The sequence below is a fragment of the Amycolatopsis endophytica genome (genome assembly GCF_013410405.1).
Taxonomy (GTDB): domain Bacteria; phylum Actinomycetota; class Actinomycetes; order Mycobacteriales; family Pseudonocardiaceae; genus Amycolatopsis_E; species Amycolatopsis_E endophytica.
Map to the genome: position 1 here is coordinate 2553427 of NZ_JACCFK010000001.1, position 25188 is coordinate 2578614.

Annotated in this window: 29 protein-coding genes; 16 read left to right on the plus strand and 13 right to left on the minus strand. The window is 70.4% G+C overall.

From position 1 onward, the window contains the following. The 3 genes from HNR02_RS12685 to moaA all read right to left on the minus strand — a co-directional run bounded on the left by HNR02_RS12685 (position 1) and on the right by moaA (position 2425). On the minus strand, positions 1–657 hold the full coding sequence (locus HNR02_RS12685) for a LysM peptidoglycan-binding domain-containing protein (protein WP_179773386.1): 657 nt from the start codon (positions 655–657) through the stop codon (positions 1–3). A gap of 445 nt (positions 658–1102) precedes the next feature. Beyond that, on the minus strand, positions 1103–1354 hold the full coding sequence (locus HNR02_RS12690) for a MoaD/ThiS family protein (RefSeq protein WP_179773387.1): 252 nt from the start codon (positions 1352–1354) through the stop codon (positions 1103–1105). A gap of 9 nt (positions 1355–1363) precedes the next feature. Beyond that, positions 1364–2425 (minus strand): GTP 3',8-cyclase MoaA, encoded by a 1062-nt coding sequence (gene moaA, locus HNR02_RS12695; RefSeq protein WP_179773389.1) that lies wholly within the window; start codon positions 2423–2425, stop codon positions 1364–1366. Between the two features lie 102 nt (positions 2426–2527). Here moaA and HNR02_RS12700 point away from each other — a divergent pair, with 102 nt between their 5' ends. The 8 genes from HNR02_RS12700 (at position 2528) to HNR02_RS12740 (ending at position 8335) form a co-directional block, all read left to right on the plus strand. Beyond that, the gene (locus HNR02_RS12700; protein ID WP_179773390.1) at positions 2528–3004 is read left to right on the plus strand and encodes a MarR family transcriptional regulator; all 477 of its coding nucleotides are present in this window, start codon (positions 2528–2530) and stop codon (positions 3002–3004) included. Positions 3005–3037: 33 nt separating this feature from the next. Further along, positions 3038–3442 carry a TOBE domain-containing protein gene (locus HNR02_RS12705; protein ID WP_179773392.1) on the plus strand — a complete coding sequence of 135 codons (405 nt, stop codon included), beginning with the start codon at positions 3038–3040 and terminating at the stop codon, positions 3440–3442. Next, complete coding sequence (gene modA, locus HNR02_RS12710) at positions 3439–4191, plus strand: molybdate ABC transporter substrate-binding protein (protein WP_179773393.1); 753 nt, start codon at positions 3439–3441, stop codon at positions 4189–4191. The genes HNR02_RS12705 and modA overlap by 4 nt, the downstream gene beginning before the upstream one ends. A gap of 10 nt (positions 4192–4201) precedes the next feature. Continuing rightward, the gene (locus tag HNR02_RS12715) at positions 4202–4978 is read left to right on the plus strand and encodes an ABC transporter permease (RefSeq protein ID WP_179773394.1); all 777 of its coding nucleotides are present in this window, start codon (positions 4202–4204) and stop codon (positions 4976–4978) included. Then, positions 4975–6051, plus strand: coding sequence for a sulfate/molybdate ABC transporter ATP-binding protein (locus tag HNR02_RS12720; RefSeq protein ID WP_179773395.1), 1077 nt, complete (start codon positions 4975–4977; stop codon positions 6049–6051). Before HNR02_RS12715 ends, HNR02_RS12720 begins: the two co-directional genes overlap by 4 nt. Continuing rightward, positions 6048–6848: an HAD-IIA family hydrolase gene (locus tag HNR02_RS12725; protein ID WP_179773396.1), complete on the plus strand. Its 801-nt coding sequence runs from the start codon at positions 6048–6050 to the stop codon at positions 6846–6848. The genes HNR02_RS12720 and HNR02_RS12725 overlap by 4 nt, the downstream gene beginning before the upstream one ends. A 28-nt stretch (positions 6849–6876) precedes the next feature. After that, on the plus strand, positions 6877–7689 hold the full coding sequence (locus HNR02_RS12730; RefSeq protein ID WP_179773397.1) for a metallophosphoesterase family protein: 813 nt from the start codon (positions 6877–6879) through the stop codon (positions 7687–7689). A 313-nt stretch (positions 7690–8002) separates the two neighbouring features. Further along, on the plus strand, positions 8003–8335 hold the full coding sequence (locus tag HNR02_RS12740; RefSeq protein WP_179773398.1) for an alpha/beta fold hydrolase: 333 nt from the start codon (positions 8003–8005) through the stop codon (positions 8333–8335). A 10-nt stretch (positions 8336–8345) separates the two neighbouring features. Here the strand turns inward: HNR02_RS12740 and HNR02_RS12745 are convergent, their stop codons facing one another. Beyond that, positions 8346–8747: a YccF domain-containing protein gene (locus tag HNR02_RS12745; RefSeq protein ID WP_179773399.1), complete on the minus strand. Its 402-nt coding sequence runs from the start codon at positions 8745–8747 to the stop codon at positions 8346–8348. Further along, the gene (locus HNR02_RS12750; RefSeq protein WP_179773400.1) at positions 8747–9508 is read right to left on the minus strand and encodes a PhzF family protein; all 762 of its coding nucleotides are present in this window, start codon (positions 9506–9508) and stop codon (positions 8747–8749) included. Before HNR02_RS12750 ends, HNR02_RS12745 begins: the two co-directional genes overlap by 1 nt. Positions 9509–9593: 85 nt before the next feature. Here HNR02_RS12750 and HNR02_RS12755 point away from each other — a divergent pair, with 85 nt between their 5' ends. Then, positions 9594–11204, plus strand: coding sequence for an AMP-binding protein (locus HNR02_RS12755; protein ID WP_179773401.1), 1611 nt, complete (start codon positions 9594–9596; stop codon positions 11202–11204). Positions 11205–11839: 635 nt separating this feature from the next. Here the strand turns inward: HNR02_RS12755 and HNR02_RS12760 are convergent. Both HNR02_RS12760 and HNR02_RS12765 read right to left on the minus strand, forming a co-directional pair. Further along, on the minus strand, positions 11840–12796 hold the full coding sequence (locus HNR02_RS12760) for a R2-like ligand-binding oxidase (protein WP_179773402.1): 957 nt from the start codon (positions 12794–12796) through the stop codon (positions 11840–11842). Positions 12797–12802: 6 nt separating this feature from the next. Next, positions 12803–13408, minus strand: a complete 606-nt coding sequence (locus tag HNR02_RS12765; protein ID WP_179773403.1) for a TetR/AcrR family transcriptional regulator — start codon at positions 13406–13408, stop codon at positions 12803–12805. Positions 13409–13503: 95 nt separating this feature from the next. Between HNR02_RS12765 and HNR02_RS12770 the strand changes: the two genes are divergently transcribed. After that, on the plus strand, positions 13504–14136 hold the full coding sequence (locus tag HNR02_RS12770) for an HAD family hydrolase (protein WP_179773404.1): 633 nt from the start codon (positions 13504–13506) through the stop codon (positions 14134–14136). Here HNR02_RS12770 and HNR02_RS12775 read toward each other — a convergent pair. Continuing rightward, positions 14093–14323 carry a hypothetical protein gene (locus HNR02_RS12775; RefSeq protein ID WP_179773405.1) on the minus strand — a complete coding sequence of 77 codons (231 nt, stop codon included), beginning with the start codon at positions 14321–14323 and terminating at the stop codon, positions 14093–14095. The genes HNR02_RS12770 and HNR02_RS12775 overlap by 44 nt on opposite strands. Before the next feature lie 168 nt (positions 14324–14491). Between HNR02_RS12775 and HNR02_RS12780 the strand changes: the two genes are divergently transcribed. Continuing rightward, positions 14492–14878: a cold-shock protein gene (locus HNR02_RS12780; RefSeq protein WP_179773406.1), complete on the plus strand. Its 387-nt coding sequence runs from the start codon at positions 14492–14494 to the stop codon at positions 14876–14878. 40 nt (positions 14879–14918) lie between these two features. Here the strand turns inward: HNR02_RS12780 and HNR02_RS12785 are convergent, their stop codons facing one another. Genes HNR02_RS12785 through HNR02_RS12795 form a run of 3 tightly spaced genes read right to left on the minus strand, consistent with a single transcriptional unit; the run spans position 14919 to position 17999 of the window. Then, positions 14919–15419: a DUF2771 family protein gene (locus HNR02_RS12785; RefSeq protein WP_179773407.1), complete on the minus strand. Its 501-nt coding sequence runs from the start codon at positions 15417–15419 to the stop codon at positions 14919–14921. A 22-nt stretch (positions 15420–15441) separates the two neighbouring features. After that, positions 15442–17181, minus strand: a complete 1740-nt coding sequence (locus HNR02_RS12790) for an MFS transporter (RefSeq protein WP_179773408.1) — start codon at positions 17179–17181, stop codon at positions 15442–15444. A gap of 41 nt (positions 17182–17222) precedes the next feature. Then, positions 17223–17999 (minus strand): glutaminyl-peptide cyclotransferase, encoded by a 777-nt coding sequence (locus tag HNR02_RS12795; RefSeq protein WP_179773409.1) that lies wholly within the window; start codon positions 17997–17999, stop codon positions 17223–17225. A 49-nt stretch (positions 18000–18048) separates the two neighbouring features. On the opposite strand from HNR02_RS12795, the gene HNR02_RS12800 reads away from it, so the two are divergent. Then, positions 18049–18861, plus strand: coding sequence for a DUF3027 domain-containing protein (locus HNR02_RS12800; protein WP_179773410.1), 813 nt, complete (start codon positions 18049–18051; stop codon positions 18859–18861). After that, positions 18854–21595, plus strand: a complete 2742-nt coding sequence (locus HNR02_RS12805) for a sacsin N-terminal ATP-binding-like domain-containing protein (protein ID WP_179773411.1) — start codon at positions 18854–18856, stop codon at positions 21593–21595. The genes HNR02_RS12800 and HNR02_RS12805 overlap by 8 nt, the downstream gene beginning before the upstream one ends. Here HNR02_RS12805 and HNR02_RS12810 read toward each other — a convergent pair. Beyond that, positions 21592–21834, minus strand: coding sequence for a DUF2530 domain-containing protein (locus tag HNR02_RS12810; RefSeq protein ID WP_179773412.1), 243 nt, complete (start codon positions 21832–21834; stop codon positions 21592–21594). The genes HNR02_RS12805 and HNR02_RS12810 overlap by 4 nt on opposite strands. 101 nt (positions 21835–21935) lie before the next feature. On the opposite strand from HNR02_RS12810, the gene HNR02_RS12815 reads away from it, so the two are divergent. Continuing rightward, positions 21936–23393, plus strand: coding sequence for an NCS2 family permease (locus tag HNR02_RS12815; protein ID WP_179773413.1), 1458 nt, complete (start codon positions 21936–21938; stop codon positions 23391–23393). Between the two features lie 2 nt (positions 23394–23395). Here HNR02_RS12815 and HNR02_RS12820 read toward each other — a convergent pair whose 3' ends face one another. Beyond that, complete coding sequence (locus HNR02_RS12820) at positions 23396–23971, minus strand: TetR/AcrR family transcriptional regulator (protein ID WP_179773414.1); 576 nt, start codon at positions 23969–23971, stop codon at positions 23396–23398. 69 nt (positions 23972–24040) lie between these two features. Between HNR02_RS12820 and HNR02_RS12825 the strand changes: the two genes are divergently transcribed. Further along, entirely contained in the window at positions 24041–24628 is a 588-nt protein-coding gene (locus HNR02_RS12825; protein WP_179773415.1) for a dihydrofolate reductase family protein, read from the plus strand. Positions 24629–24690: 62 nt separating this feature from the next. Further along, on the plus strand, positions 24691–25113 hold the full coding sequence (locus HNR02_RS12830; protein WP_179775886.1) for a MarR family winged helix-turn-helix transcriptional regulator: 423 nt from the start codon (positions 24691–24693) through the stop codon (positions 25111–25113). Positions 25114–25188: the final 75 nt, after the last annotated feature.

The window sequence follows — 25188 nt, forward strand, 5'->3', positions numbered from 1 at the left end:
TCACTTCGTGGCGATCTTCTGCCCGACCACGATCATGTCGGGGTTCGAGATGTACTGCGCGTTCAGCTCCTGCAGCTTCTGGTAGCCGCCGGCGATGTTGAACTTCTTGGCGAGCCCGGAAAGGGTGTCGCCCGCCACGACGGTGTAGTCACCGTTCGGGTTCGAAGTCGGCACGCTCACGGCCGGGGCCGGGGTGCTCTTCTTGGTGGTGGACTTCGGGGTCGTGGCCTTCTTCTTCGGCGTGGAGGAGGTCGACTTCTTCGAGGTCGAGCCCTGGGTGTTGGAACCCTTGTAGCTCGCCGAAGAGCCGGCCTTCTTGCCGCAGACCGGCCAGGCGCCGATGCCCTGGCCCTGCAGGACGCGCTCGGCGACGGCGATCTGCTGCTCACGCGAAGCGTTCGACGCGCTGCCGGTGCCACCGTAGGCCTTCCAGGTGCTCTGCGAGAACTGCAGACCGCCGTAGTAGCCGTTGCCGGTGTTGGTGCTCCAGTTGCCACCGCTCTCGCACTGCGCGATGGCGTCCCAGTTGACGCTGGAGGCCTGCGCGGGGGTCGCGGCGATGGCCAGCGGGGTGCCGACCGCGATGCCCGCGACGGCGACGCGAGCGATGTTGCGAGCGGCCGGGGACATCTTGCGGTGCTTGCCTCGGTAGGACATTCCTTCAACTCGGCCTTCGCGCCGACGAGCCGCGTGCGGCTGCGAGGCGGACCCTCACGGGTCCTGCTCCACCCGGCGGGGTCCGGGCGAGCCAGTCGGGCCTTCGCGTGGTGCTCGGGCTCGACCCTCTCCGTCCCTGTCCGGAAAACCTACTTTCGCTCGGGGTATGGCCGGGATCCCGCCGGACAGGATTTGGCGCTCGGGATCCCGGTGTTGCTCGGCCGGTCGGGGCCAGCCGAAAAGCGACGGTACGTAACGGGAAGCGTGATCGGAAATTATTCGGGACGTGACCTACATCACAGTAACATCGAGCAACCTGCGCCGATCACGATGTTTTTCCTGGTCAGACTGCCGTTACCTCGCCGTTTCCAAGTCGAGATAATTCACCGTTCGTGAGGCTTGGATCACGTCGATTCGCCGCCGTTGGGCCGTTCGTGGAACCGGCTCATCCGCCCGCGAAGGGCGGCAAGACGTCGAGTTCGGACCCCTCCGGCAGGGGCCGCGAGGGGTCGCGGACCGCCACGCCGTCGACGAGGAAGCTGGCCGCACGGAGGATCCGCGGGAGGCTGTCCGGATGAAGATCACGGAGAGCGACGACGGCCTCCGCGACCGAGGCACCGGCGGGAAGGTAAACCACCTCTTCTTCTACGCCCGCGGCCGCGCGCGCGGACGCGAAATAGCGCACCAGCACACTCATGGTCAAGATCTATCCCCCGATCGCGCTCATGGGCCGGATCGGCTGGGCGAAGCCGGCGTCGTTGATCTCGTGGCCGGCGAGCTTGCCCCACATGGTCGCCCGCCAGGCCCCGGCGATCTCCTCGTCGTCCGCCCCGCCGCGCAGCAGCGCGCGCAGATCGGTCTCGTCGTTGCTGAACAGGCACGACCGCACCGCGCCGTCCGCGGTCAGCCGGGTGCGCTCGCAGGCCGCGCAGAACGGGCGCGTGACCGAGGCGATGATCCCGACGTCGGCCGGGCCGCCGTCCACCAGCCAGCGCTCGGCCGGAGCCCCGCCGCGCTCCTCCGGGCTGGGCGTGAGCGTGAACTCCTTGCTCAGCAACGAGAAGATCTCCTCCGCGGTGACCATGTCGGAGCGGTTCCAGCCGTGCTGGGCGTCCAGCGGCATCTGCTCGATGAAGCGGAGGTGGTAGCCGTGGTCGAGGCAGAACCGCAGCAACGGGGCCGCCTCGTGCTCGTTGACCCCGCGCAGCAGCACCGCGTTGACCTTCACCGGGGTCAGTCCGGCTGCGCGCGCCGCGGCCAGCCCGTCCAGCACGTGCGAGAGCCGGTCGCGCCGGGTGATCCGCGCGAACGTCTCGGGGTCGACGGTGTCGAGCGAGATGTTGATCCGGTCCAGGCCGGCTTCGGCGAACGCGCGGGCCCGCTTGGCGAACCCGATCCCGTTGGAGGTCATGGAAAGCCGGGGACGCGGGCGCAACGCGGTGATCTCCGCGACCAGGTCCTCCAGTCCCGGCCGCAGCAGCGGTTCGCCGCCGGTCAGCCGGATGTCGGTGACCCCGAGGCGTTCCACCGCCACGCGCAGCAGGCGCACCAGTTCGCCGTCCGTGAGCACGTCGTCACCCGGCATCCACGGCAGGCCCTCGGCGGGCATGCAGTACGTGCAGCGGAGGTTGCAACGGTCGGTGAGCGACACGCGCAGATCCGTCGCGACGCGGCCGAACGTGTCGACGAGGGCGGGATTGTCAGGACGGGGCTCGCTGTTCCCGCGTGTGCCCGGCACGCGGGGAAGCCCGAGATTTACCGCACTCATTGACACCAGCCTAACCCGCCGGAGGACGCGGGGATCCTCACTAGAATGTCTCGTGAGCAGAGTGTTTCAACCACGAAGACGACTGGGGAAGGGGCGCGCCGGATGCCCGAGGGGAAAAGGTACCCGGTGCCCCCCGAGGTGCTCGCCCGCTTCGCCGAGATCGGCCGCGAATCGAGCACCCTCGCCGTTCTCCGGCACGCCCGGATCGCCGAGAAGATGGGCCTGTCCGGCACCGACCACAAGGCCCTCGACCTGGCCTCGCGCGCCGAAGGACCGTTGACGGCCGGCGAGATCGCCAAGCTCACCGGCCTGTCCACGGGCGCGGTCACCGGGGTGATCGACCGCCTGGAGCGCGCGGGTTTCGTGCGCCGCGTCCGCGACGGCAGGGACCGTCGCAAGGTTCTCGTCGAGGTCCTGCCGCTGGACGAGGAGAAGGTGGCGCCGTTGTTCGAGTCGGCGCTCGTCGCCACGGAGAAGGTGCTGGAGAAGTTCACGCCCGCCGAACGGGACGTCATCGAGCGCTACCAGAACGAGATGACGGTGTTGATGCGTGAGGACATTCTCGGCGGCAACCCATAGCTTTTCCGCAAAAGCGGGGATAATGTCCCTGCCATGCCGCAATTCCGGTTATCCGAGGCTGCCGAACTGCTCGGTGTGAGCGATGACACCGTCCGGCGGTGGGTCCGTGGTGGACAGCTGACCGCCACCACCGACGCGGCCGGGCGCAAGGTCGTCGACGGGGCCGGGCTGGCCGCGTTCGCCCGCGAGCAGGCCGCACGGCCCGCCGACCCCTCCGGTGTCGGGCGCTCGGCCCGCAACCGGTTCGTCGGCCTGGTCACCGCGGTGACCACGGACAGGGTGATGGCCCAGGTCGAGATGCAGTGCGGCCCGTTCCGCGTGGTGTCGCTGATGAGCACCGAGGCGGTGCGGGAGCTGGGGCTGGCGCCCGGATCACTGGGGGTCGCGGTCGTCAAGGCCACCACGGTGGTCGTCGAGACTCCAGGAGGACAGAGTTGAAGAAGCCAGGGGCCCTCGTCGCCGCGGCGGCGCTGCTGATCAGCGGCTGCGGATCCTCCTCGGGCGGGAGTGAGAGCCAGACCCTGACCGTGTTCGCGGCCGCCTCGCTCACCGAGTCGTTCGGGGCGATGAAGACCGCGTTCGAGTCCGCCCACCCCGGCACCGAGGTCAAGTTCAACTTCGCGGGCTCGTCCTCGCTCGTGCAGCAGATGTCGAACGGCGCCAAGGCCGACGTGTTCGCCTCGGCCGACGAGACGAACATGGACAAGGCCGTGCAGGCCGGCGTGATCGACGGCTCGCCGTCCCTGTTCGCGACCAACAAGCTGACCATCGCGGTCGCGCCGGGCAACCCGAAGGGCATCACCTCCTTCGCCGGCCTCGTCCAAGACGGGCTCAACGTCGTCGTCTGCGCCCCGCAGGTCCCGTGCGGGTCCGCGACGGAGAAGGTCGAGCAGAACACCGGTGTGACGCTCGAGCCGGTCAGCGAGGAGCAGGACGTCAAGCAGGTGCTGAACAAGGTCGCCTCCGGGGACGCCGACGCCGGGCTGGTCTACGTCACCGACGCCACCAGCGCCGCGGACAAGGTCGCCGAGGTCGACTTCCCGGAGGCGGCCACGGCGATCAACAACTACCCGATCGCCGTCGTGAAGGACGCGCCGCGGACCGATCTGGCGAAGCAGTGGATCGAGTTCGTGCTCGGCGAGCAGGGCAAGGCCGAGCTGCAGAAGGTCGGTTTTGGCGCTCCGTAGGACCCGGCGGGTGCCGTGGGTTCTGTGGGTACCCGCGGCACTCGCCCTCGCGCTCGTCGTACTGCCGGTGGTCGGTCTGCTGGTGCGGACCGACCTCCGGCGCGTTCCGGGCCTGATCGTCTCCGACGCCTCGCTCGCGGCGCTGCGGTTGTCCCTGGAGACCGCGGCCGTCTCGACGGCGGCGTGCATCGTGCTCGGGGTGCCGCTGGCCGTGGTGCTCGCCCGGTCCGCGGTGCCCGGCATCCGGGTGCTGCGGGCGGTCGTACTGCTGCCGCTGGTCCTGCCACCCGTCGTCGGCGGGCTCGCGCTGCTGTACCTGCTGGGCCGCAAGGGTTTCCTCGGCTACGTACTGGACGTGACCGCGGGTGTGCAGATCCCGTTCACCACGGCGGCGGTGATCATCGCGCAGACGTTCGTCGCGATGCCGTTCCTCGTGGTGAGCCTGGAGGGGGCGCTGCGCAGCGGTGGAGACCGCTACGAGCAGATCGCCTCGACGCTGGGTGCGCGGCCGTGGACGGTGTTCCGCCGGGTCACGCTGCCGCTGCTGCTGCCGGCGCTCGGGTCCGGCGCGGTGCTCAGCTTCGCCCGTGCGCTCGGCGAGTTCGGCGCGACGATCACCTTCGCGGGCAGCCTGGAGGGCGTGACCAGGACGCTGCCGCTGGAGGTCTACACGCAGGCCGAGGTCGATGTGGACAGCGCGGTCGCGTTGGCGTTGCTGCTGATCGTCGTGGCGATCCTGGTCATCGCGGTCGCGCGGCCACGTGCGCTGGAGGGGAACGCGCGGTGAGCCTGCACGCCGAGATCGACCTGACGCGGGGCACGTTCGAGCTGTCGGCCGCCTTCGACGTGCCCGCGGGGACCGTACTGGCGATCCTGGGGCCCAACGGTTCCGGCAAGTCGAGCATCCTCGGCAGCCTGGCCGGGCTGTTCCGGCCGGACCACGCGGTGATCACCCTCGACGGCCGGAAGCTGCACGAACTGCCCGCGCACGATCGCGCGGTGGGGCTGCTGTCCCAGGACGCGCTGCTCTTCCCGCACCTGTCCGTTGTGGACAACGTGGCGTTCTCGCCGCGTTCGAAGGGCAAGAGTCGCAACGAATCGCGGGAGATCGCCCGGCGGTGGCTGGCCGAGGTGGACGCCGCCGAGTTCGCCGAGCGCAGACCCGCGCAGCTTTCCGGCGGCCAGGCACAGCGCGTCGCGGTCGCCCGTGCCCTGGCCGGAAGCCCGGACCTGCTGTTGCTCGACGAGCCGTTGGCGGCGCTCGACGTGGACGCCGCGCCGGCGATCCGCGGTCTGCTTCGGCGGGTGCTGGCCGCCGATCCGAACCGCGCGACCGTGCTGGTCACGCACGATCCGCTCGACGCGCTCGCGCTCGCCGACCACGTGGTGGTGCTCGCCTCGGGCCGGGTGGTCGAACGAGGACCGACCCGCGAGGTGCTGGCCGCGCCGCGAACGGCGTTCACCGCGCGCATCGCCGGGCTGAACCTGGTGCCCGGCACCGCCGTGGCCGAGGGCCTGCGGACCGGGGACGGCGGGCTGGTCGCCGGGATGCTCTCCGCCGACGCGGTCAGCGGCGAGCCCGCGGTCGCGGTGTTCGAGCCGAGCGCGGTGTCGGTGTATCCGGCGGATGACGGGCTCACGGGTAGTCCGCGCAACACGATCGGAGCAGTCGTCGGGGCACTGGAACCACACGGACCGGTGATCCGGGTCCGTGCCGCGGGGGACGGCTGGGCGAGCGGGCTGTCCGCCGACCTCACCCCGGCCGCGGTCGCCGACCTGCGGCTCGAACCGGGTTCGCGGGTCCGGCTGGCGATCAAAGCCACCGCGGTGACGGTCCACCCGGCTAGTCTTCAGGCATGAGCCGTTGGACGTATCTGACCGACATGGACGGCGTGCTGGTGCACGAGGAGCACCTGGTGCCGGGCGCCGACGAGTTCCTCGCGGAACTGCGGGCCAACGACACCCCGTTCCTGGTGCTGACCAACAACTCCATCTACACCCCGCGTGACCTGCGGGCGCGGCTGCAGCGGACCGGCCTGGACGTGCCGGAGGAACGCATCTGGACCTCGGCGCTGGCGACCGCGAAGTTCCTGCACAGCCAGCGTCCCGGGGGATCGGCGTTCGTCATCGGTGAGGCCGGGCTGACCACCGCGCTGCACGAGGCCGGGTACGTGCTGACCGACCGCGACCCGGACTACGTCGTGCTCGGCGAGACCCGCACCTACAGCTTCACCGCGATCACCCGCGCCATCCGCCTCATTGAGGCCGGGGCGAAGTTCATCGCGACCAACCCGGACGCGACCGGGCCCAGCCTCGAAGGCAGTCTTCCCGCCACCGGTTCGATAGCCGCTCTCATCGAGCGGGCGACCGGGCGGCAGCCGTACTTCGTCGGCAAGCCGAACCCACTGATGATGCGGTCGGCGCTGCGCAGCCTCGGCGCGCACTCCGAGGGCACGCTCATGATCGGCGACCGGATGGACACCGACGTGCACTCCGGCATCGAGGCGGGTCTGCAGACGGTGCTGGTGCTGACCGGGATCTCGACCAAGGAGTCGGCCGAGCGGTACCCGTACCGGCCGACGATGGTCGTCGACTCGATCGCGGACCTGGTCGGCCGCACGCAGGACCCGTTCGGGGACGGGGCGGTGCTCAGCTGACCTGCGGTGAAGGCTTATCGTCGGAGGGATGAACGACCACCAGCACCCCCGGACCCATGTCGTCGGCGACGTGCACGGGCACCGGGACCCGCTGGTGGCCGCGCTGCGCCGCGCCGGGCTGGTCGACGAGGCCGGTGACTGGTCCGGCGGTGACGCGCACCTGTGGTTCCTCGGCGATTTCGTCGACCGCGGCCCGGACGGCATCGGTGTGATCGACCTGGTGATGCGGCTGCACGAGCAGGCCGCCGAAGCAGGCGGTTCGACGCGGACGCTGCTCGGCAACCACGAGATCCTGTTGCTGGGCATGCACCGCTTCGGCGACACGGAGGTGCCGTCGGACTTCGGGCCGCGCAGCTTCGCGCGCAGCTGGGAGATCAACGGCGGGCAGCCGTCCGATCAGGACGCCCTGACCGACGAGCACGTCGAGTGGCTGTACGACCGGCCGCTGATCGCGCACGCGGCGGACCACCTGCTGATGCACTCGGACACCGTCGAGTACCTCGACTGGGGCGACGACGCCGAGGACATCAACACGACCGTGCGAGAAATCCTCACCGGAGATGACCTGGTCGAGTGGTGGGACGTGTGGCGCCGGATGACCACGCGCTACGCCTTCCGCGGTCCGCACGGTCCCGACATCGCCGACTACCTGCTGGACCAGCTGGGCGGTGAGCGGATCGTGCACGGGCACAGCGTGATCGCCGACCAGCTCGGCATCCACCCGAGCCAGATCGAGGCGCCCTACCTGTACGCGGGCGGGAAAGCGCTCGGCATCGACGGCGGGCTGTTCGTGGGCGGGCCGTGTCTGGTGGTGGAGCTGCCCTGGAAGCCGGAGGACTGAGGCAGGCTTCGCCGCGCCGGCTGTCCGGTCCGGCCTCAGCACCGGGCGGGTCGCGGGCAGGGCGGCCAGCCACGGGTGGCCTAAGACCATGGCGCGGTGTTCGCAGGCGATCGCTCGCAGGTCCACCTGCCAATCGCCGGTCGGCGGCGGCGACCCGGATGGCCGCGGCCGCGATGTCGGCTCGGCTGCGGGCCTCCGCTGACGGGACCGTCACTACGGTGCGGTACGGGAGGTTGAAGACGTTCGGGCGCTGGTCGCGGCGACCGGGGGCGGCATCACGTTTTTCCGGCCTGAGTTCCGGGGCGCTTGCCGCGTGCGCCGCGGCAGGTTCGCTTCCGCGCTGGTCACCGCCTTGAAGGGGCTGGCGGTCGCGCCGGTGCTCGGCCGGTTCCCGCGCTTCGTGCTCGTGCGGCTGGTCGAGGAGATGACCGACACGGCACGGGACTACGCGAAACTCGGCTCACGAGTTCTGCTGCTCGGTGGCGTCAAGAGTCCGGCGTTCCTCAGAGCCGCGCTGGACGAGCTGTCCGTCGTCCTCCCGCACGCGCAACGGATCACCTTCCCCGGGCTGGGACACTCGGGCCCGGATGACGACGGCCACCCGTGCCGTGTCGCGGACGCCCTCCGCGCCTTCTTCACGGCCTGACACCCCGGATTCAGGGCCGGTAGTAGGCCGCCGTGCCGCGGTCCACCGGCACGATCACCTTGCCCAGCGGCATCAGCGAGATCGGGATCAGTTTGAAGTTCGCCAGGCCCAGTGGGATGCCGATGATGGTGATGCACAGGGCGATGCCGGTCAGGACATGGCCGATCGCGAGCCAGATCCCGGCGAAGATGATCCAGATGACGTTGCCGATGAGCGACCCGGCACCGGCGTCGCGGCGGTCGACGACCGTCCGGCCGAACGGCCAGAGCGCGTAGTTCGCGATGCGGAACGACGCGATGCCGAACGGGATCGTGACGATCAGGATGCAGCAGAGGATCCCGGCGGCCACGTAGGCGAGCGCCATCCAGAAGCCCGCGAAGATCAGCCAGATCAGGTTCAGGATGATGCGCATCAGGCGTGCAGCTCCCCACTGACGACGGTGACGGCCTGCCCGGCGAGCGTCACCCGGTCTCCGTTCAGCTGGACCCGGACGATCCCGCCGCGTTCCGAAGCCTGCTCGCCGACGAGCTTGCCGCGTCCCAGTTTCTCCGCCCAGAACGGCGCGAGCAGGCAGTGCGCCGAACCGGTCACCGGGTCCTCCGGCACTCCGACGGCGGGCCCGAAGACGCGGCTGACGAAGTCGACGTCGTCCCGGTCGCCGGGCGCGGTGACCACGAAGCAGCGCGCGTCCCAGCCCGCGACGACGTCCAGGTCCGGTTTCAGGTCGCGCACCTGGGTGGCGTCGCTGAGCTGGACGAGGATGTCCCACCTGCCGCGGGCGACGCTCTTGATCGTGGCGCCCGCGAGTGCGTCGAGGACGTCGTCTTCACTGGGGCGTGGCGGGTCCGCGGGGAAGTCCATGCTGACCCAGCCGTCCTCGGCGCGGGTGCGCAGCTCACCGCCGCGGGTCGTGAACACCTGCTCGCCGCCGAGGACGTGCCCGGCCGCGAGGGTCGCGTGGCCGCACAGGTCCACTTCGACCGTCGGGGTGAACCAGCGCAGCGGCTTCGGGCCCTCGCCGGAGGTCTCGACGAACGCCGTCTCCGAATGCCGCAGCTCCGCCGCCACCGACTGCATCCACGACGTCTCGGCCGGCTCGTCGAGCAGCACCACGCCCGCCGGGTTGCCGGCGAACGGGGTGCCGGTGAACGCGTCGACGATCGAGAGCCTCATGCCACCCACTCTAGGGGGTGTCCGGAGCGGGCCGGGATTTCTAGACTCGGCGGCAGTCAGTGTCGACCGTGTCCGAGGAGGCGTCATGCCAGCCGTGCCGAGTTATGCGTCGGGGATCTCCGAGGTACCCCTCCTCGGGGACACCATCGGCGGGAATTTCGACCGGACCGTGGCGGCGTTCGGTGAACGCGACGCGCTGGTGGACCGCGCGAGCGGCCGCCGGTGGACCTACCGCGAGCTCGCCGCGGAGGTGGACGCGCTGGCGGCCGGGCTGGCCGGGCACGGGATCGTCAAGGGTGACCGGGTCGGCATCTGGGCACCGAACTGTGCGGAATGGACGTTCCTGCAGTACGCGACGGCGAAGATCGGCGCGATCCTGGTCAACATCAACCCCGCCTACCGGTCGCACGAGCTGGAGTTCGTGCTCAACCAGGCCGGGGTGCGCGTGCTGGTGGCCGCGCGCTCGTTCAAGACGTCGGACTACGCGGCGATGATCGACGAGGTGCGGCCGCGGTGCGCGGGGCTGGAGCAGGTGGTGCTGCTCGGGTCGGACGAGTGGGATTCGCTGTTGTCCTCGGGGCGCGGTCAGGCGTTGCCGGACGTGGGGTTGTCCGCGGACGACCCGATCAACATCCAGTACACGTCGGGGACGACCGGTTTCCCGAAGGGCGCGACCCTGTCGCACCACAACATCCTCAACAACGGCTTCTTCGTCGGCGAGCTGTGCCACTACACCGAGGCGGACCGCGTGTGCATCCCGGTACCGTTCTACCACTGCTTCGGCATGGTGATGGGCAACCTGGCCGCGACCTCGCACGGCTCGTGCATGGTGATCCCGGCGCCCGCCTTCGATCCGAAAGCCACGCTGAAAGCGGTGGAGGACGAGCGGTGCACGTCGCTGTACGGGGTGCCGACGATGTTCATCGCGGAGCTCGCCGATCCGGGCTTCGAGGATTACGACCTGTCGTCACTGCGGACCGGCATCATGGCGGGTTCGCCCTGCCCGGTCGAGGTGATGAAGCAGGTCATCGACCGCATGGGCATGGCCGAGGTGTCGATCTGCTACGGCATGACGGAAACGTCACCGGTCTCCACCCAGACCCGCGCGGACGACTCGATCGAGCGCCGGGTGTCGACGGTGGGACGGGTCGGGCCGCATCTGGAGGTGAAGATCGTCGACCCGGAGACGGGCCTGACGGTGCCGTGCGGCGAGCCCGGCGAGCTGTGCACGCGGGGCTATTCGGTGATGCTCGGTTACTGGGACCAGCCCGACAAGACCGCGGAGGTCATCGACGCGGCGCGCTGGATGCACACGGGCGATCTGGGCGTGATGGACGACGACGGCTACATCCAGATCACCGGACGGATCAAGGACATGGTCATCCGCGGCGGCGAGAACATCTACCCGCGCGAGGTCGAGGAGTTTCTCTACACCCATCCGGACGTGCTGGACGCCCAGGTGATCGGCGTCCCCGACGACCGGTACGGCGAGGAGCTGATGGCGTGGGTCCGGTTGCGGGAAGGCGCGGGGGAGCTGACGGCGGAAGCCTTGCGGGAGTTCTGCACCGGGAAACTGGCGCACTACAAGATCCCCCGGTACGTGCACATCGTGGAGGAGTTCCCGATGACGGTGACCGGCAAGATCCGGAAGGTCGAAATGCGCGAGAAGGCAAGGACAATCCTCAACCTCGGCTGACGCGCCTTCGGCAACACGCCGCCCGGACGGCCAACACGCCGACGTGAGCGGCCAACACGCGGACGTGAGCGGCCAACACACTGACGGGAGCGGCCAACACGCCGCCGCCGTCGTGTTTGCCGCTCCGGGCACCGTGTTTGCCCTTCCTGGCGGCGTGTTTGCCGTTGCGGGCGGCGTGTTTGCCCGCCGGGGCAGCACGCGTACCCCAGGCAAGCTGCCACCCGGCAACGCAAGCCAGCTTCGACCGGCCCGGACCTCCCCCGATCCCAAGCCGATCTTTGGTCGCCGATCAGCGGGGTCAAGGTACTCTTTCCCGCCTTGACGCCGCTGCTCGGCGACCGATAACAATCCCACGGAGGGGGCGGGGGCGGTCGACCCCAAGGTGACCACCTATCGCCCGCCAGCGCGCCCAGCCGTCAGCCGGGCGGCCCAGCCGCCCGCCAGCGCGCCCGACCCCCAGCGCCCCAGCGCCCTGCGGTCCAGCGCCCTGCGGTCCAGCCACGCAACGCGCCCGGCCGCCCGACGGCTCTGCGGCCCCAGCGGCCCGGCGGTCCAGCCGCGCAACGCGCCCGGCTGCCCAACGCCCCGGCGGCCGGTCCGCTCTGCGGCCCCAGCCGCCCGACGGCCCAGCCCGCTCAGGACACGATGTTCGCCAGCGCTTTCGCGTCCTCCTCGCCGAACGTTTCCTCCAGCTGCTCCGGCGAGTAGTCCAGGTCGATCTGCCCGACCGGCACCCCGCGCGCCGATTCGATGGCGCCCAGCCGCCGCTGTGCCCGGTCGGCCGCGTAGTCGAGGAATTCCTGCGGATCGTTGTCGAAGGGGCGGGGTTCCTCGAACTGGTCCTGCACCCATTGGATCATCCCCAGCGCGTGCGGCAGCAGTTCGCCCATGCGCTGCTGCACCGCGTCCCACAGTGAGTCGTCCGCGGCGATGTGCCTGCGGCAGGTGAAGGTACCCCACGCCATGTGGCGGCGTTCGTCGTCGCCGATGTGTTTCACCAGTTGCTGCATGCCGGGCAGGATCCCGCGCGTGGTGCACACCTTCTGCCAGGCGTAGTAACCGGTCAGGGCCAGGCTGCCCTCGATCACGTGGTTGTAGGTGACGCTCGCCCGGATCTGGTTGAGCGGGCTGGGATCGTGCTCCAGCACCGCCAGCGACTCCGGCAGCTCCTCGTAGAACAGCTTGCGGTAGTGCGGGTTCTCGCTCACGAACGGCGTCAGGTCATCGGTCAGGCCGACGGCGTCCATCCAGCGGCGGAAGACCTCGGTGTGCTTGGCCTCCTCGAAGCAGAACTGCGTCAGGTACATCTCGTCGCCGAAGCGGCCCTCCGTGGCCATCGCCTTCATGAACGGCTGGATGTCCTCCGTCACCGCCTCCTCACCGGCGATGAACTGCGCGCACAGGTACGTCGACGAGCGGCGTTCCTCGTCGGTCAGCGTCTGCCAGTCCTCGGCGTCCTGGCTGAAATCGATGTCGGCCGGGTTCCAGAACTTCCGGTTCCCCTTGACGAACAGGCGCAGCGGGAACGAGTCCCAGTTCAGTCCGCCGCGGCGCAGTGAGGCGAATCCGGTGCGGTGCAACGTTTCGGTCATGCGTGTTCACTCCGTTGTGGACGAATAGTGGGTGATGGCCGGTGCGATCGCGGCGCAGACCAGGTCGGCCGCCTCGGTCGCGGAGTGGGTCGGCAGCACCAGATGGCTCAACGAGAGCCGCACGGCGGTCTCGGCGAGCAGGTTCGCGGCGCCGGTGCTGAGGGTGGGCAGGAACTCGCGGTAGTGCGTCGCGGCGGTCGCCATCGCCGCCGACAACACGGGCTCACCCCTCGTGGTGAGCAGCGGCAGCAGATCTTCACCCCGTGGGGTGCCGAGTGCGGAGGCGACCAGCCGGTTCTCCCGTGCATGTTCGATCGTGTAGGTGACCGCTTCGCGGATGCCCGCCAGCAGATCGGGCGCGGAGGCGAACCGCTGGTGGATGCCGTCCAGGAACTCACCCGTCGTGCGCAGGACGACCGCCTGCACGAGCGCGTTCTTGTTGCCGAACTCGTTGTAGACCGTCTGGCGGCTGACCCCGGCCGCCGACGCCACGTCCGCCATCCGCAGGGCCGCGTGGCCCCGCCGCGCCAGGATGTCGGCCGCCGCGTCGAGCAGTGTCTCGCGGAGTGAGGTCCTGGTGCGCTCCGCGAACGAGTCAGTGATCCCAGTCACAGGTTCAGCTTGACATAAAAGTCGTTCCTGTCAAGCAGCTTGACCTGATCGGCGGTGATGTAAAGCTGTCGGTGGTTCCGGCTACCGTGGCAGGTGTGGGGATCGTCGTCGGATTCGACCTGGACATGACACTCATCGACCCGCGGCCGGGCATGGTCGCGGTGATGAACGCGCTCGGCGAGGAGGCGGGCCTGCCGCTGGACGGTGAGCACTTCGCCGCCAACCTCGGCCCGCCACTGGACCACGTGCTGCGTGACTTCGGCGCCCCGGAAGACCGGATCAACGGGCTCGTCGACCGGTTCCGGCGGCTGTACCCGGAGATCGTGGTGCCGGAGACGGTCGCGTTGCCGGGGGCGCACGAGTCGCTGGCCGCCGTCCACGAGGCGGGCGGGCGCACGGTCGTGGTCACCGGCAAGTACGGGCCCAACGCCGAGCTGCACGTCAAGGCGCTCGGCCTGGCCGTCGACGTCCTGGTGGGCGAGCTGTGGTCGGACGGCAAGGCGGTGGCCCTGCGCGAGCACGGCGCGTCGGTCTACGCCGGCGATCACCTGGGGGACGTGCGGGGCGCGCTCGCCGCCGGCGCGGTGCCGGTCGGGGTCACGACGGGCCCGTGCGGCCGGAAGGAGTTGCTCGACGCCGGAGCGGAGGTCGTTTTCGCCAGCCTCGACGAGTTCCCCGCCTGGCTCAGCCGGCGGCCGCTTTCCGGTGCTCGCGCACCAGCGAGATGAGGGAGAGGGCGATCCCGAGCGGGGTCGCCACACCGGCCAGCGCGCTCAGCCACACCGGGAGGTCGCGCAGGCCGAAGGCGAACAACACGAACACGGCCAGCACGGCCAGCACGCCGACGGCGAACACGCCGATCCCGAGCCGCATGAGGAACGGCTTGCGCGGGGAGGTCTTGGCCGGAGTATTCATGGCACAAGGTTAGAACCCCTATCTCCTTCACCCCAGAGCGCATACCGGGATAGGCTGGCGGATACGCGTCCTGGGTACGCCCCAGGGCGCGTTCGTCGTGCGGGGCGCCTCAGGTGCGCGCCCGGTACGCGAGATGACGTAGTGCGGAGCAAAGGAACGGTGAGGGCAGTGCCGACCGGCAAGGTCAAGTGGTACGACGCGGAGAAGGGGTTCGGTTTCGTCACCCAGGACGGCGGCCAGGACGTCTACATCCGCAAGACCGCGCTCCCCCAAGGGGTCGAGGCACTCAAGGCAGGCCAGCGGCTGGAGTTCGGCGTCGCCGACGGCAGGCGCGGTCCGCAGGCACTGTCCGTCCGCCTGATCGACAGCCTGCCCTCGGTCGCCGAAGCGCGCCGCCGCCCCGCGGAGGAGCTGCACGGCCTGGTCGAGGACATGATCAAGCTGCTGGAGATGAAGGTGCAGCCGGACCTGCGCCGCGGCCGCTACCCGGACCGCAAGAACACCAAGCGCATCGCCGAGGTGATGCGTGCGGTCGCGCGGGACCTCGACCCGTAAATCCGTGCGGCAGTGGGCCTCCTCACACGAGGAGTCCCACTCAGCCGGGCTGCACCTGCAGCGACCACACCCCGCGCGCCACGAGCTGCGGGTTGCCGTTCTCGTCGAGGATCGGCTCGTTGGTCGCCTTGTCCACCGCGTAGGCGGCGCCGAGCTGCTGCACCTCGACCACCACCAGCTGGTCGTCCGGTGCGGCGCCGGTCGCGGTGTAGGCGAGCTTGTCGCCCGGCGAGAAGAACTCCTGCTTGATCGGCTGCGGCTCGCCCTTGGCGTTGGTGTACTGGACGTTGACCAGCCAGGGCGTGTCACCGACCTCGGAGGGCACGGAGATCTGCACCGGTTTGCCCGGCCGGACCTTCAGCGTCGCGGCGGCTTCCGGGGACTCGTCGCACTGCGACACGATCGCGTCGCAGTGCATGATCGGCTCGGCGTTCACCGTGTGACCGTCGCCGAAGAAGGTGACCTCGGGGGGTCCGACGGAGGCGGAGCATCCGGTCAGTGCCAGCGCTCCGGCAGCCAGCAACAGCAAGGTTCGCCGCATGGCAGGAACACTACGGGTCGGTTCACTGCACGCGCGGAGCGGCCCCGTTGCCGGTGCGCGCGGGCATGCGCACACGCTTGCCGCCCAGGCCGGGCACCAATGACGTACCTCTCGACAGCAGGAACGTCTGCGCCAGCCCCAGTGCGAGCAGGATCGACACGACGAGGAACCCGATCCAGTACGTCGGCGGCAGCAGCAGGCCGACCGCGCCACCGAACACCCACGCCAGCTGCAGCACGGTCTCCGACCGGCCGAACGCCGACGCCCGCGACTCCTCCGGCAGGTCGCGCTGGATCACCGCGTCGAGGCTGATCTTGGCCAGCGCGCTGGCCGTCGCCCCGACGAGCCCGACGATCGCCGCGGTGACGATGCCGGACATGAGCGTGGCGAGAATCGTCGATGCCAGCGTCGCGCCGATGCAGCCGAGGATCACCTGGCTCGCGTGGCCGAAACTCAGCCGCGAGCCGAGCGCGTTGCCGACGAACCCGCCGAGCCCGGCCGCGCCACCGATCAGCCCGAGCAGCAGCAGCTGCATGAAGGGGCTCTGCCCGGTGCCTTCGGCGTGTGCCTTGACGGCGAAGGCGGCGAACATCATCAGGAACCCGGTGAGGATGCGGATGGTCCCGTTGCCCCACAACGAGAGCACGACATCGCTGCCCAGCGGCTGCCGTTTCTTCTTCTGCGCGGGGTGGGCCTTGAGGGTGGCCGGGACCTCGCCCTCGGTCACCTCGACCCACGCCGGGATTCGCATCGCCTGCCACGCCCCGGCCGCGCAGATGGCGCCGGTGAACCACAACGCGCCCGCGGACCCGAAGACCGAGTTCACGCCGGAGGCGATCGCGCCGAACACGCCGCCGGCCGCGAGCCCGAACACGGTCAGGCGCGCGTTGGTCTTCGACAGCGTGATGTCCGGCGGCACGACCCGCGGGGTGACCGCGGACTTGAGGACCGTGAACGACTTGGACAGCACCATCTTGCCGAGCGCGGCGGGGTAGAGGCCCCAGTCGTTGAAGTGCAGTGCCATCAGCACGGCCATCAGCACCTGGCCGACCGAGGTGAGGCACATCGCCAGGCGGCGGCCGCGCTGGATCCGGTCCAGCAGCGGGCCGATGACCGGCGCGACGAGCGCGAACGGCGCGATGGTGATCAGCAGGTACAGCGCGACCTTGCCGCGGCCCTCGCCACTGGTGGCCGCGAAGAACAGGGTGTTGGCCAGCGCGATGGCCATCGCCGCGTCGCTGGCGTAGTTCAGCATCACCGCGTACGTCAGCGACGTGAGGCCGGACTTGTCGGCCCCGTCAGCCTTCGTCGCGCGCTGGAACGCGCCGACCGCCTTGCCGCCGAGCTCGCGGCTGCGCAGCGCGGCGACCCGCGTGACCGTCAGCTTCTTCGGTACGCGCGGCAGCGGGCCTGCCGTGGCCTCGGTGCGGTGCTCGGTGGTCTCTTCGGCTTCCGGCCGGGGCGGTGTCTTCTGGTAGCCGTCAGTGTCGTAGTGCTCGTAGAGCGGTTCGGTGCGGCGTGGGGGCGGCGGTTCGCTTCGCGGCGGCTCGCTGTGCCACGGGCGCTGCGGCGGCGGTGGCTGACGCGGCGGGTACGGCCGCGCGCCGCGCGGAGGTTGCTGCGTGCGGTCGCCTGCCGGGAAGGCGCTCGTCGGCGCCTCGTCGGCGTCCGGGACCGGAGCGGACTCCGGGTAGAAGCCGCCCTGGGCGCGCCACGAGTGACCGGCCCCCGGTGCCGGTGTCCACTTCCGTTTGCGACCCACGGGTCAATCTTGCCGTATGCCCGGGCCCGCGCGCTGGGCGATCAGGAAGCAGGGACGAATTTCACCCGGAACATGGACGGCCAGAGCTTCCCGGTGATCAGGAACTCGTCGGTGCCGGGGACCGCGGCGATGCCGTTGAGGACGTCGGCGGAGGACTCCTGGGCCGCGGTGAGCAGCCCGGCCGCGGTGATCTGCGCGGTCACCTCGCCGGTCGCCGGGGCGATCCGCAGGATGCGGTCGGTCTGCCAGACGTTGGCGTACACCGCGCCGTTCACGCACTCCAGTTCGTTGAGCTGCGCGAACGTCTGGTCACCCGAGTGCACGGTGACCTCGCCGGTGACGGCGAAGGTCGCCGGATCCCGGAAGGTCAGCCGGTCCGAGCCGTCGCTGGCCACCAGCCGCCCGCCGTCGTGGCACAGTCCCCAGCCCTCGCCGTCGTAGGACACGCGCCGCAGCTCGGCCAGCGTCCGCGCGTCCCGCTCGATCGCGACGCCGTTCTGCCAGGTCAGCTGCCACACGGTCGGACCGGTGACGGTGATGCCCTCACCGAACAGCGGCGACGGCAGGTCGACGCGCGTCACCGGCGCCTGCCCGGCGGGTCCGGCACGCAGCGACGACTGCCCGACCAGGCCGGTGCCCTCGTACAGGGTGCCGCCCTCGAACTCCAGCCCCTGTGTGAACGCGGCCGGATCGTGCGGCAGCGTCTCCAGCACCTGCACCGTGAGCTGCGGAACGGTGGCCGGTGCGGGCGGTGTGGACGCCGCGCAGCCACCCAGCGTGACGGCCGCGGCGAGGATCGAAGCGATCAGCGTGCGCACCGCTCCACCCTGGCACGGCCGTTCAGAGCGCGCGGGGCACAATTGGGGTATGACGCTGCTGCTCACCCTGGACGACGGCTCGGTGGAGCGCGCCCTCGCCGAGGCGGTCGACCTCGCCCGCGAGGCCGCTGTCGAAGACGTGGGTGCCGGGCAGGTGGGGGCGCACGTCGGCGTCTCGCGTGAGGACGCGGTGTCGGCGAGCCACCTGTTCGAGGCCGAGGTGCCCGGCTACCGCGGCTGGCGCTGGTCGGTGACGGTCGCGAACGCGGGTCAGGACACGCCGGTGACGGTCAGCGAGGTCGTGCTCGTGCCGGGGCCGGACGCGCTGATCGCCCCGCAGTGGGTGCCGTGGGAGCGGCGGGTGCGGGCCGGTGACCTCGGCGTCGGCGACATCCTCCCGCCGGACAAGGACGATCCGCGCCTGGTGCCCGCGTACCTGCAGTCCGACGATCCGGCGGTCGAGGAGGTCGCGCACGAGGCCGGTCTTGGCCGGGTGCACGTGCTGTCCCGGTACGGCCGCGAGGACGCCGCCACGCGCTGGAACCGCGGCGAGTTCGGCCCCCGCTCGGACATGGCGCGCAGCGCGCCGGCCCACTGCGGCACCTGCGGTTTCTACCTCCCGCTCGCCGGTTCGCTGCGCGCGGCGTTCGGCGTGTGCGGCAACGAGATCGCGCCCGCCGACGGCAACGTCGTGCACGCTGAGTACGGCTGCGGCGCGCACTCCGAGGTCGAGGTCGAGGTGACTTCGTCGGTGCCGGTCGCCGAGCTGGTCTACGACGATTCGCTGCTGGACATGGAGCCGGTCGAGGAGCCGAAGGCGGAGACCGGGGTCACCGCGGACGCCGAGACGGCGGGTGACTGATCCCTTCGGCACCGGGGCCCTGCGGAACTCGGTGCTGCGGGCCTGGCAGGACTCGCCGACCCGGTTCACCGAGGACACCAACGCCGAGCAGGATCTGCGGGTCGGCGGTTACCGCGACCGGTTGTTCGTCGAGCTGGCCCAGAACGCGGCCGACGCCGCTGCTGCCGCCGGGACGCCGGGCACGCTCCGCGTTTCCCTGACCGACGGCGAGTTGCGGGTCGCCAACACCGGTGCACCGCTGGACGCGGCCGGTGTCGCCTCGCTGGCTTCGCTGCGAGCTTCGGCCAAGCAGGGCGGCGCCGTCGGCCAGTTCGGCGTCGGGTTCGCCGCGGTGCTCGCGGTCACCAGCGAGCCGCGGGTGATCTCGCGCACCGGTGGCGTGGCGTTCTCCGAGACGCGGACACGGGAAGCGGCCGGGCGCGACGGGGCGGTGCCGGTGCTGCGCCTGCCGTGGCCGTCGGACGAGGACGTGCCCGAGGGTTTCGACACCGAGGTTCGCCTGCCGTTGCGCGACGACGTGGATGCCGCGGACCTGCTGGCACGGCTGGGCGACGAGGCCGCGGACCTGCTGCTGTCCCTGCACTGGCTGGCGCGGATCGAGGCGCCGGGGGCGGTCTGGACCCGGTCCGAAGTGGACGGTGTGGTCGAGCTGGGTACTCCGTCCGGCACGGTCCGGTGGCTGACCCAGGCCGGTGAAGGTGCGGTGTGGGCGAAGCCGGTCGACGGGCGGTTGACCGAGGACGTGCTGCACGCGCCGACCCCGACCGACGAGCGGTTGTCGCTTCCCGCGCGGCTGATCGCGACCGTGCCGCTGGAACCGTCCCGTCGCCGGGTGCTGCCCGGTGCGGACGCCGCGCTCGCCGCGGCCGCCCGCGAGTACCCGGCGCTGGTCCGCAGGCTCGCCCCGGGGGACCGGCTGGAACTGGTTCCGGAGGCCGGTTTCCCGCTGTCCGAAGTGGACGGCACACTGCGCGAGCTGGTGAGTCGTCAGCTGGCCACGCAGGCGTGGCTGCCCGCCGCTCGCGGCGACGATCTGGTGCCCTCCGGGGCCCGTGTGCTGTCCGTCGAGTCGCCGCGGCTGCTGGAGCTGCTCGCCGACGTCGTGACCGGGCTCGCCGGGATCAGCGGGTACGAACCGGCCCAGGTCCTGGCGACCGTCGATGCCGACCGCCTCGACGTGTCCGAGCTGGTCGACCTGCTCACCGGTGCCGACCGGGGTCCGGAGTGGTGGCGCGCGCTCTACGACGCGTTCCTGCCGCTGCTGGACAACCACGAGGTGACCGCGGACGAGCTGGGCGCGCTGCCCGTGCCGCTGGCCGACGGTCGTACGCTGCCCGGGCCTCGCGGTGCGCTGCTGCTCGGGCCGTCCGAACTGCTGGACCTGCTGGCGGACGCGGATGTCGGCGGGTTGCGGCTGGTGCACCCGGACGCCGCGCACCCGCTGCTGGAGCGCCTCGGCGCCAAGCAGGCGGGGGCCACGGATCTGCTCGAAGCGCCAGCGCTGCGCGAGGCAGTCGAGCGTAGCGTGACCGACGCGGAGTCCGGTTTGGACACCGAACCGCTCGCGAAAGCCGTGCTGCGCCTGGCCTCCGACACCTCCGGGGAAGGGCTCGGCGCGCTCGCGCTGCCCTCGGCGGACGGCTGGCGCCGGGCGGACGAGCTGGTGCTGGCGACCTCACCGTTGCGCGAGGTCTTCGATCCGGAAGTGTTCGAAGAGGACGGCCCGTTCTCCGTGCTGGACGCGGAGTTCGCACAGCAGTGGCCGGTGCGGGTGCTGACCGAGCTCGGCGTCCTCGACGAGTTCCTGGTCGTGGACAACGAGGACGAGCGGCCGGAGATCCGCGACCTCGACCTCGTGGCCGACGACGCCTGGCCACGCGCGCTGGCGCTGATCGCCGGGCAGCGCGAGACGTGGCAGGCGCTGACGATGCGGGGCAGCCCGAGCGCGGCGTGGCTCGGACGCAACGCGCTGCTGGCCGGGCGCGCGCCCGCCGACTGGCGGCTGCCGGACGCGGAGGGCCTGACCGGCCTGTACGACCCGGTGCCCGACGTGGAAGTGCGTGCGGACGTGCTCGCCGCGGCCGGGGTCCGGTCGGCGCTGGCCGTGCGCACCCTCGACGACGCCGCCGACCTGCTCGACCGGCTCGGGGACCCGGACCGGGTGGTGCCGCCGGGGCTGATCCTGCGGGCGCACGCCGTGCTCGCGGCGGCCGACCTGGAGTGGAGCGAGCTGGACGCGCCGGAGCGGGTCCGCACGGTCGACGGATCGGTGGTGGACGCCGAGCGGACCGCGGTGCTCGACCAGCCGTGGCTCGGCGCGGTGTGGGCGCCGGAACGCCTGGTCGCGGCGTCTCCGGGCGCGGACGCGGCGGCGCTGGCCGAGCTGCTGGACATCCCGCTGCTGTCCGAGCACGCGGACGCCCGCGTGAGCAGCGAGGGCGAGTTCGTGCCGTGGCCGGAGATGACCGCGCTGGTGCTGGCCGCGGAGCTGCTGGACATCTCGCTGCCGGACGGCGGTCTCGTGGTGCACGACGAGCTGACGGTCGAGATGGACGGCGTCAAGCGCGCCACGCCGTGGTGGTGCGAAAGTGGGAAGTTTCACGGGGAACATCACGCCGAGGACTCACCCGAGGGCCTGGCCCGCGCCTTCGCCTGGGCCACCGGCCGGTGGTCCGAGCGCCACCTCGTCGAAGCCGTGCTGAACGACCCCGCGACGACGACGTTCCTGCTCTAGAGACCCGTCTGGGCGCTGCGGGAGCCGTGGGAGCGGGCGTAGCGCTGCCAGCTCATGATGCCCATCCCGATCAGGCCGAGAACACCGCCGGACAGGCACGTCCACATCCAGACGCTCGCCGGTCCGCCCGTCCCGAACAGGCGGACCGCGCCGAGGACGAGGAACCCCGCGAACCAGGCGAGTGTGCCGACGACGACCACCGGGTAGAGGGTCACCAGTCGCCGCGGTAACTCGGGCACCGGAAGCAACGGACGTTTAACATCCCCGGCGTTGATCGGATCGGCCACGTCAGGAAGGCTACCCGCGGGTCATCCCAGTATCACCAGGTAAGGCAGGTTGCATGGCTGTGCAGGGCGGCAGGACCGGGCTCGACCGGTTCTTCAAGATCACCGAGCGCGGGTCGAGCGTCGGCCGCGAGGTGCGCGGCGGTCTGGTCACGTTCGTGACGATGGCCTACATCGTCGTGCTGAACCCGCTGATCATCGGCAGCTTCTCGGCCCAGGACGCGGGCGCGCACAAGGACCTGTTCGGCAACATCCTGCCGGTTCCGCAGGTCGCGGCGGTCACCGCGCTGGTCGCCGGCGTGATGACGATCCTGATGGGGATCGTGGCGAACTACCCGTTCGCCGTCGCCACCGGCCTGGGCATCAACTCGATGCTGGCGGTCACCATGGCGCCGCAGATGAGCTGGCCCGCCGCGATGGGCCTGGTGCTGGTGAACGGCATCGTGATCCTGATCCTGGTGCTGACCGGGGTGCGGACGATGGTGTTCCGTGCCGTGCCCGCCCCGCTGAAGGCGGCGATCGCGGTCGGGATCGGCCTGTTCATCACCCTGATCGGCCTGGTGGACGCCGGGTTCGTGCGCCGCATCCCGGACGAGGCGGGCACCACGGTGCCGGTCGGGCTCGGCATCAACGGCTCGATCGCGAGCTGGCCGACGCTGGTGTTCGCGATCGGGTTGCTGATCACCGGTGTTCTCGTCGCGAAGAAGGTGCGCGGCGGGATCCTGATCGGTGTACTGGCGACCACGGTGATCGCGATCGTCCTGGAGGCGATCGTCGACGCCGGGCCGTCGAACGGGACGAACCCGCGGGGGTGGAACCTCGGCTACCCGGCACTGCCCGATCAGGTGGCAGGCCTGCCGGACCTGTCGCTGCTGGGCCAGGTCAACTTCGACGCGTGGGTGCAGGTGCCCGCGCTGACCGCCACGCTGCTGGTGTTCACGCTCATCCTGACCGACTTCTTCGACACCATCGGCACGATGACCGGGCTGGGCAAGGAAGCCGGGCTGCTGGACAAGAAGGGTGAGCTGCCCAACACCGGCAAGGCGCTGTTCGTGGACAGCCTGGCCGCGGTGGCGGGCGGTGCCGCGTCGTCCAGTTCGAACACGGTGTTCGTCGAGTCCGCGTCCGGTATCGCGGAGGGTGCGCGCACGGGACTGGCGAACGTCGTCACCGGTCTGCTGTTCCTCGCCGCGATGTTCTTCACGCCGCTCTACGAGGTGATCCCGGTCGAGGCCGCGGCGCCCGCTCTGGTGATCGTCGGTGCGCTGATGATCAGCCAGGTGCGGGAAATCGACTTCGGCGACTTCCGGATCGCGCTGCCCGCGTTCCTGACGATCGTGGTCATGCCGTTCACGTACTCGATCACCAACGGCATCGGCGCCGGGTTCATCTCCTACGTGGTGATCCAGGCCGTGACCGGCGGGGCGCGCAAGGTCCACCCGCTGCTGTGGATCATCGCGGTCGCGTTCGTCGCCTACTTCGCCGTCGGCCCGATCCAGGACGCGATCGGCTGAGGTCAGGGGAGCACGAGCCGCTCGACGGCGGTCTTGATCAGTTTTTCGCGCTCGGCTTCGGAGAACACCTCGGGCAGTGTGAGCTGCTCGACGATGAGCCAGTTGAACGTGAGGATCAGCAACCGCACCGCCATCGCGTCACCGGGCAGCCCGGACGACTCGTGGTAGGTCACGTTGGCGTCGACGTCCGCGCGCACCCGCTGCGTCAGGACCTCGCGCAGCTTCGGGCGCCGCGTGGCCTCCAGGCGTAGTTCGAGCAGCGCCAGGTAGCCGCTGCGAAAGTCGCTGACCCGCTCGACCAGTTCGCGCATCAGCTGGGTGTAGGTCTCGCGCGTGCGGTCGGACGACAGCTGCCGCGCGATCGTCGCCTCGTCGGGCTGCAGCCGCTCGTAGAACCGCTCCGCGACCTGGTGCAGCAGGTCGTCGCGGTTGGCGAAGTAGTTGGAGGCGGTGCCGGTCGGCACGCCCGCCTTCGCATCGACGGCCCGGAAGGTGAGGCCGCGGGCGCCCTCCTCGGCCAGCACCTCGATCGCGGCGTCGGTGAGAGCCGCGCGCCGTTCGGGATTTCTGCGCATCATTGACACCACTCCATCTGTAGTACTAATCTACGAACCACTACAGACATAGTACTTCAGAAGGAGTTGTTCATGCGAGAGCTGGTCTACTACATGGCAGTGAGCATCGACGGCCGCATCGCCGGCCCCGGTGGCGAGTTCGACTTCTACCCCGAGGGCGAGGGCGCCCAGTTCGACGAGTACCGCGGCTGGATGCTGAAGACCTTCCCGGAAACCGTGCCGACGCTCGCGCGCCAGGCGTCCGGGATCGCCGATGTCCCGAACGAAAACATCGACACGCTGGTGATGGGACTCGGCACCTACCGGTCGGCGCTGGACATGGGCGTCACGAGCCCGTACGCGCACCTGCGGCAGTACGTCGTGTCGAGCACCCTGCGCGAAAGCCCGGACCCCGCGGTGACAGTGGTGCACGGAGATCCGCTCGGCCTCGTCCGTTCGCTCAAACGGGAGGAGGGCAAGGACATCTGGCTGTGCGGCGGCGGCAAGCTCGCCGGTGCGGTCTGGCCGGAGGTGGACCGGCTGGTGATCAAGAGCTACCCGGTGGTCGCCGGTGACGGAATTCCGTTGGTGGACGGGAAGTTCGACCCGACGCGGTTCGACGTGACCGATCGCAGGGTGTTCGGCAACGGCGTGGTCGTGAGCTGGTTCAGCCGAAAGTAGGGTGCGACCGATTTCACCCGGCCGCCACCTTGATCGTAAGGTATGCTAACTATGTGTCCGATATGCGGGAACGTGCACTCGCGAGCCGGTTGCGGCTCGCGGTGGTGCGGCTCAACCGCAAGCTCCGGGCGCAGCGCACCGACGAGAACGTCTCGCTCACGCAGCTGGCCGCGCTGTCCACGCTGCACAAGTGCGGGCCTCTCACCCCGGGCAAGCTCGCGGCAAGGGAAGGCGTCCAGCCACCGTCGATGACCCGCGTCATCGCGGCGCTGGAGGACTTCGGGTTCGTCGAGCGCAGCCCGCACCCCACCGATGGGCGGCAGTCGATCGTCACGCTGACCGAACGGGGACTGGCGTTCGTCGGCGAAACGATCTCGGTGCGCGAAGCCTGGCTGGACCGGAAGCTGGCAGAACTGAGCGGCGACGAGCGAGAAGTCCTCGCCCGCGCCGCCGAGATCATCGACAGGATGGCGGGGAACGAATAACGGTGCGGGCCAACACGGGTACCGAAGGACAGACCGATCCGGCGACCACGGCTACCCGAGGCCAGGCCCCACCAT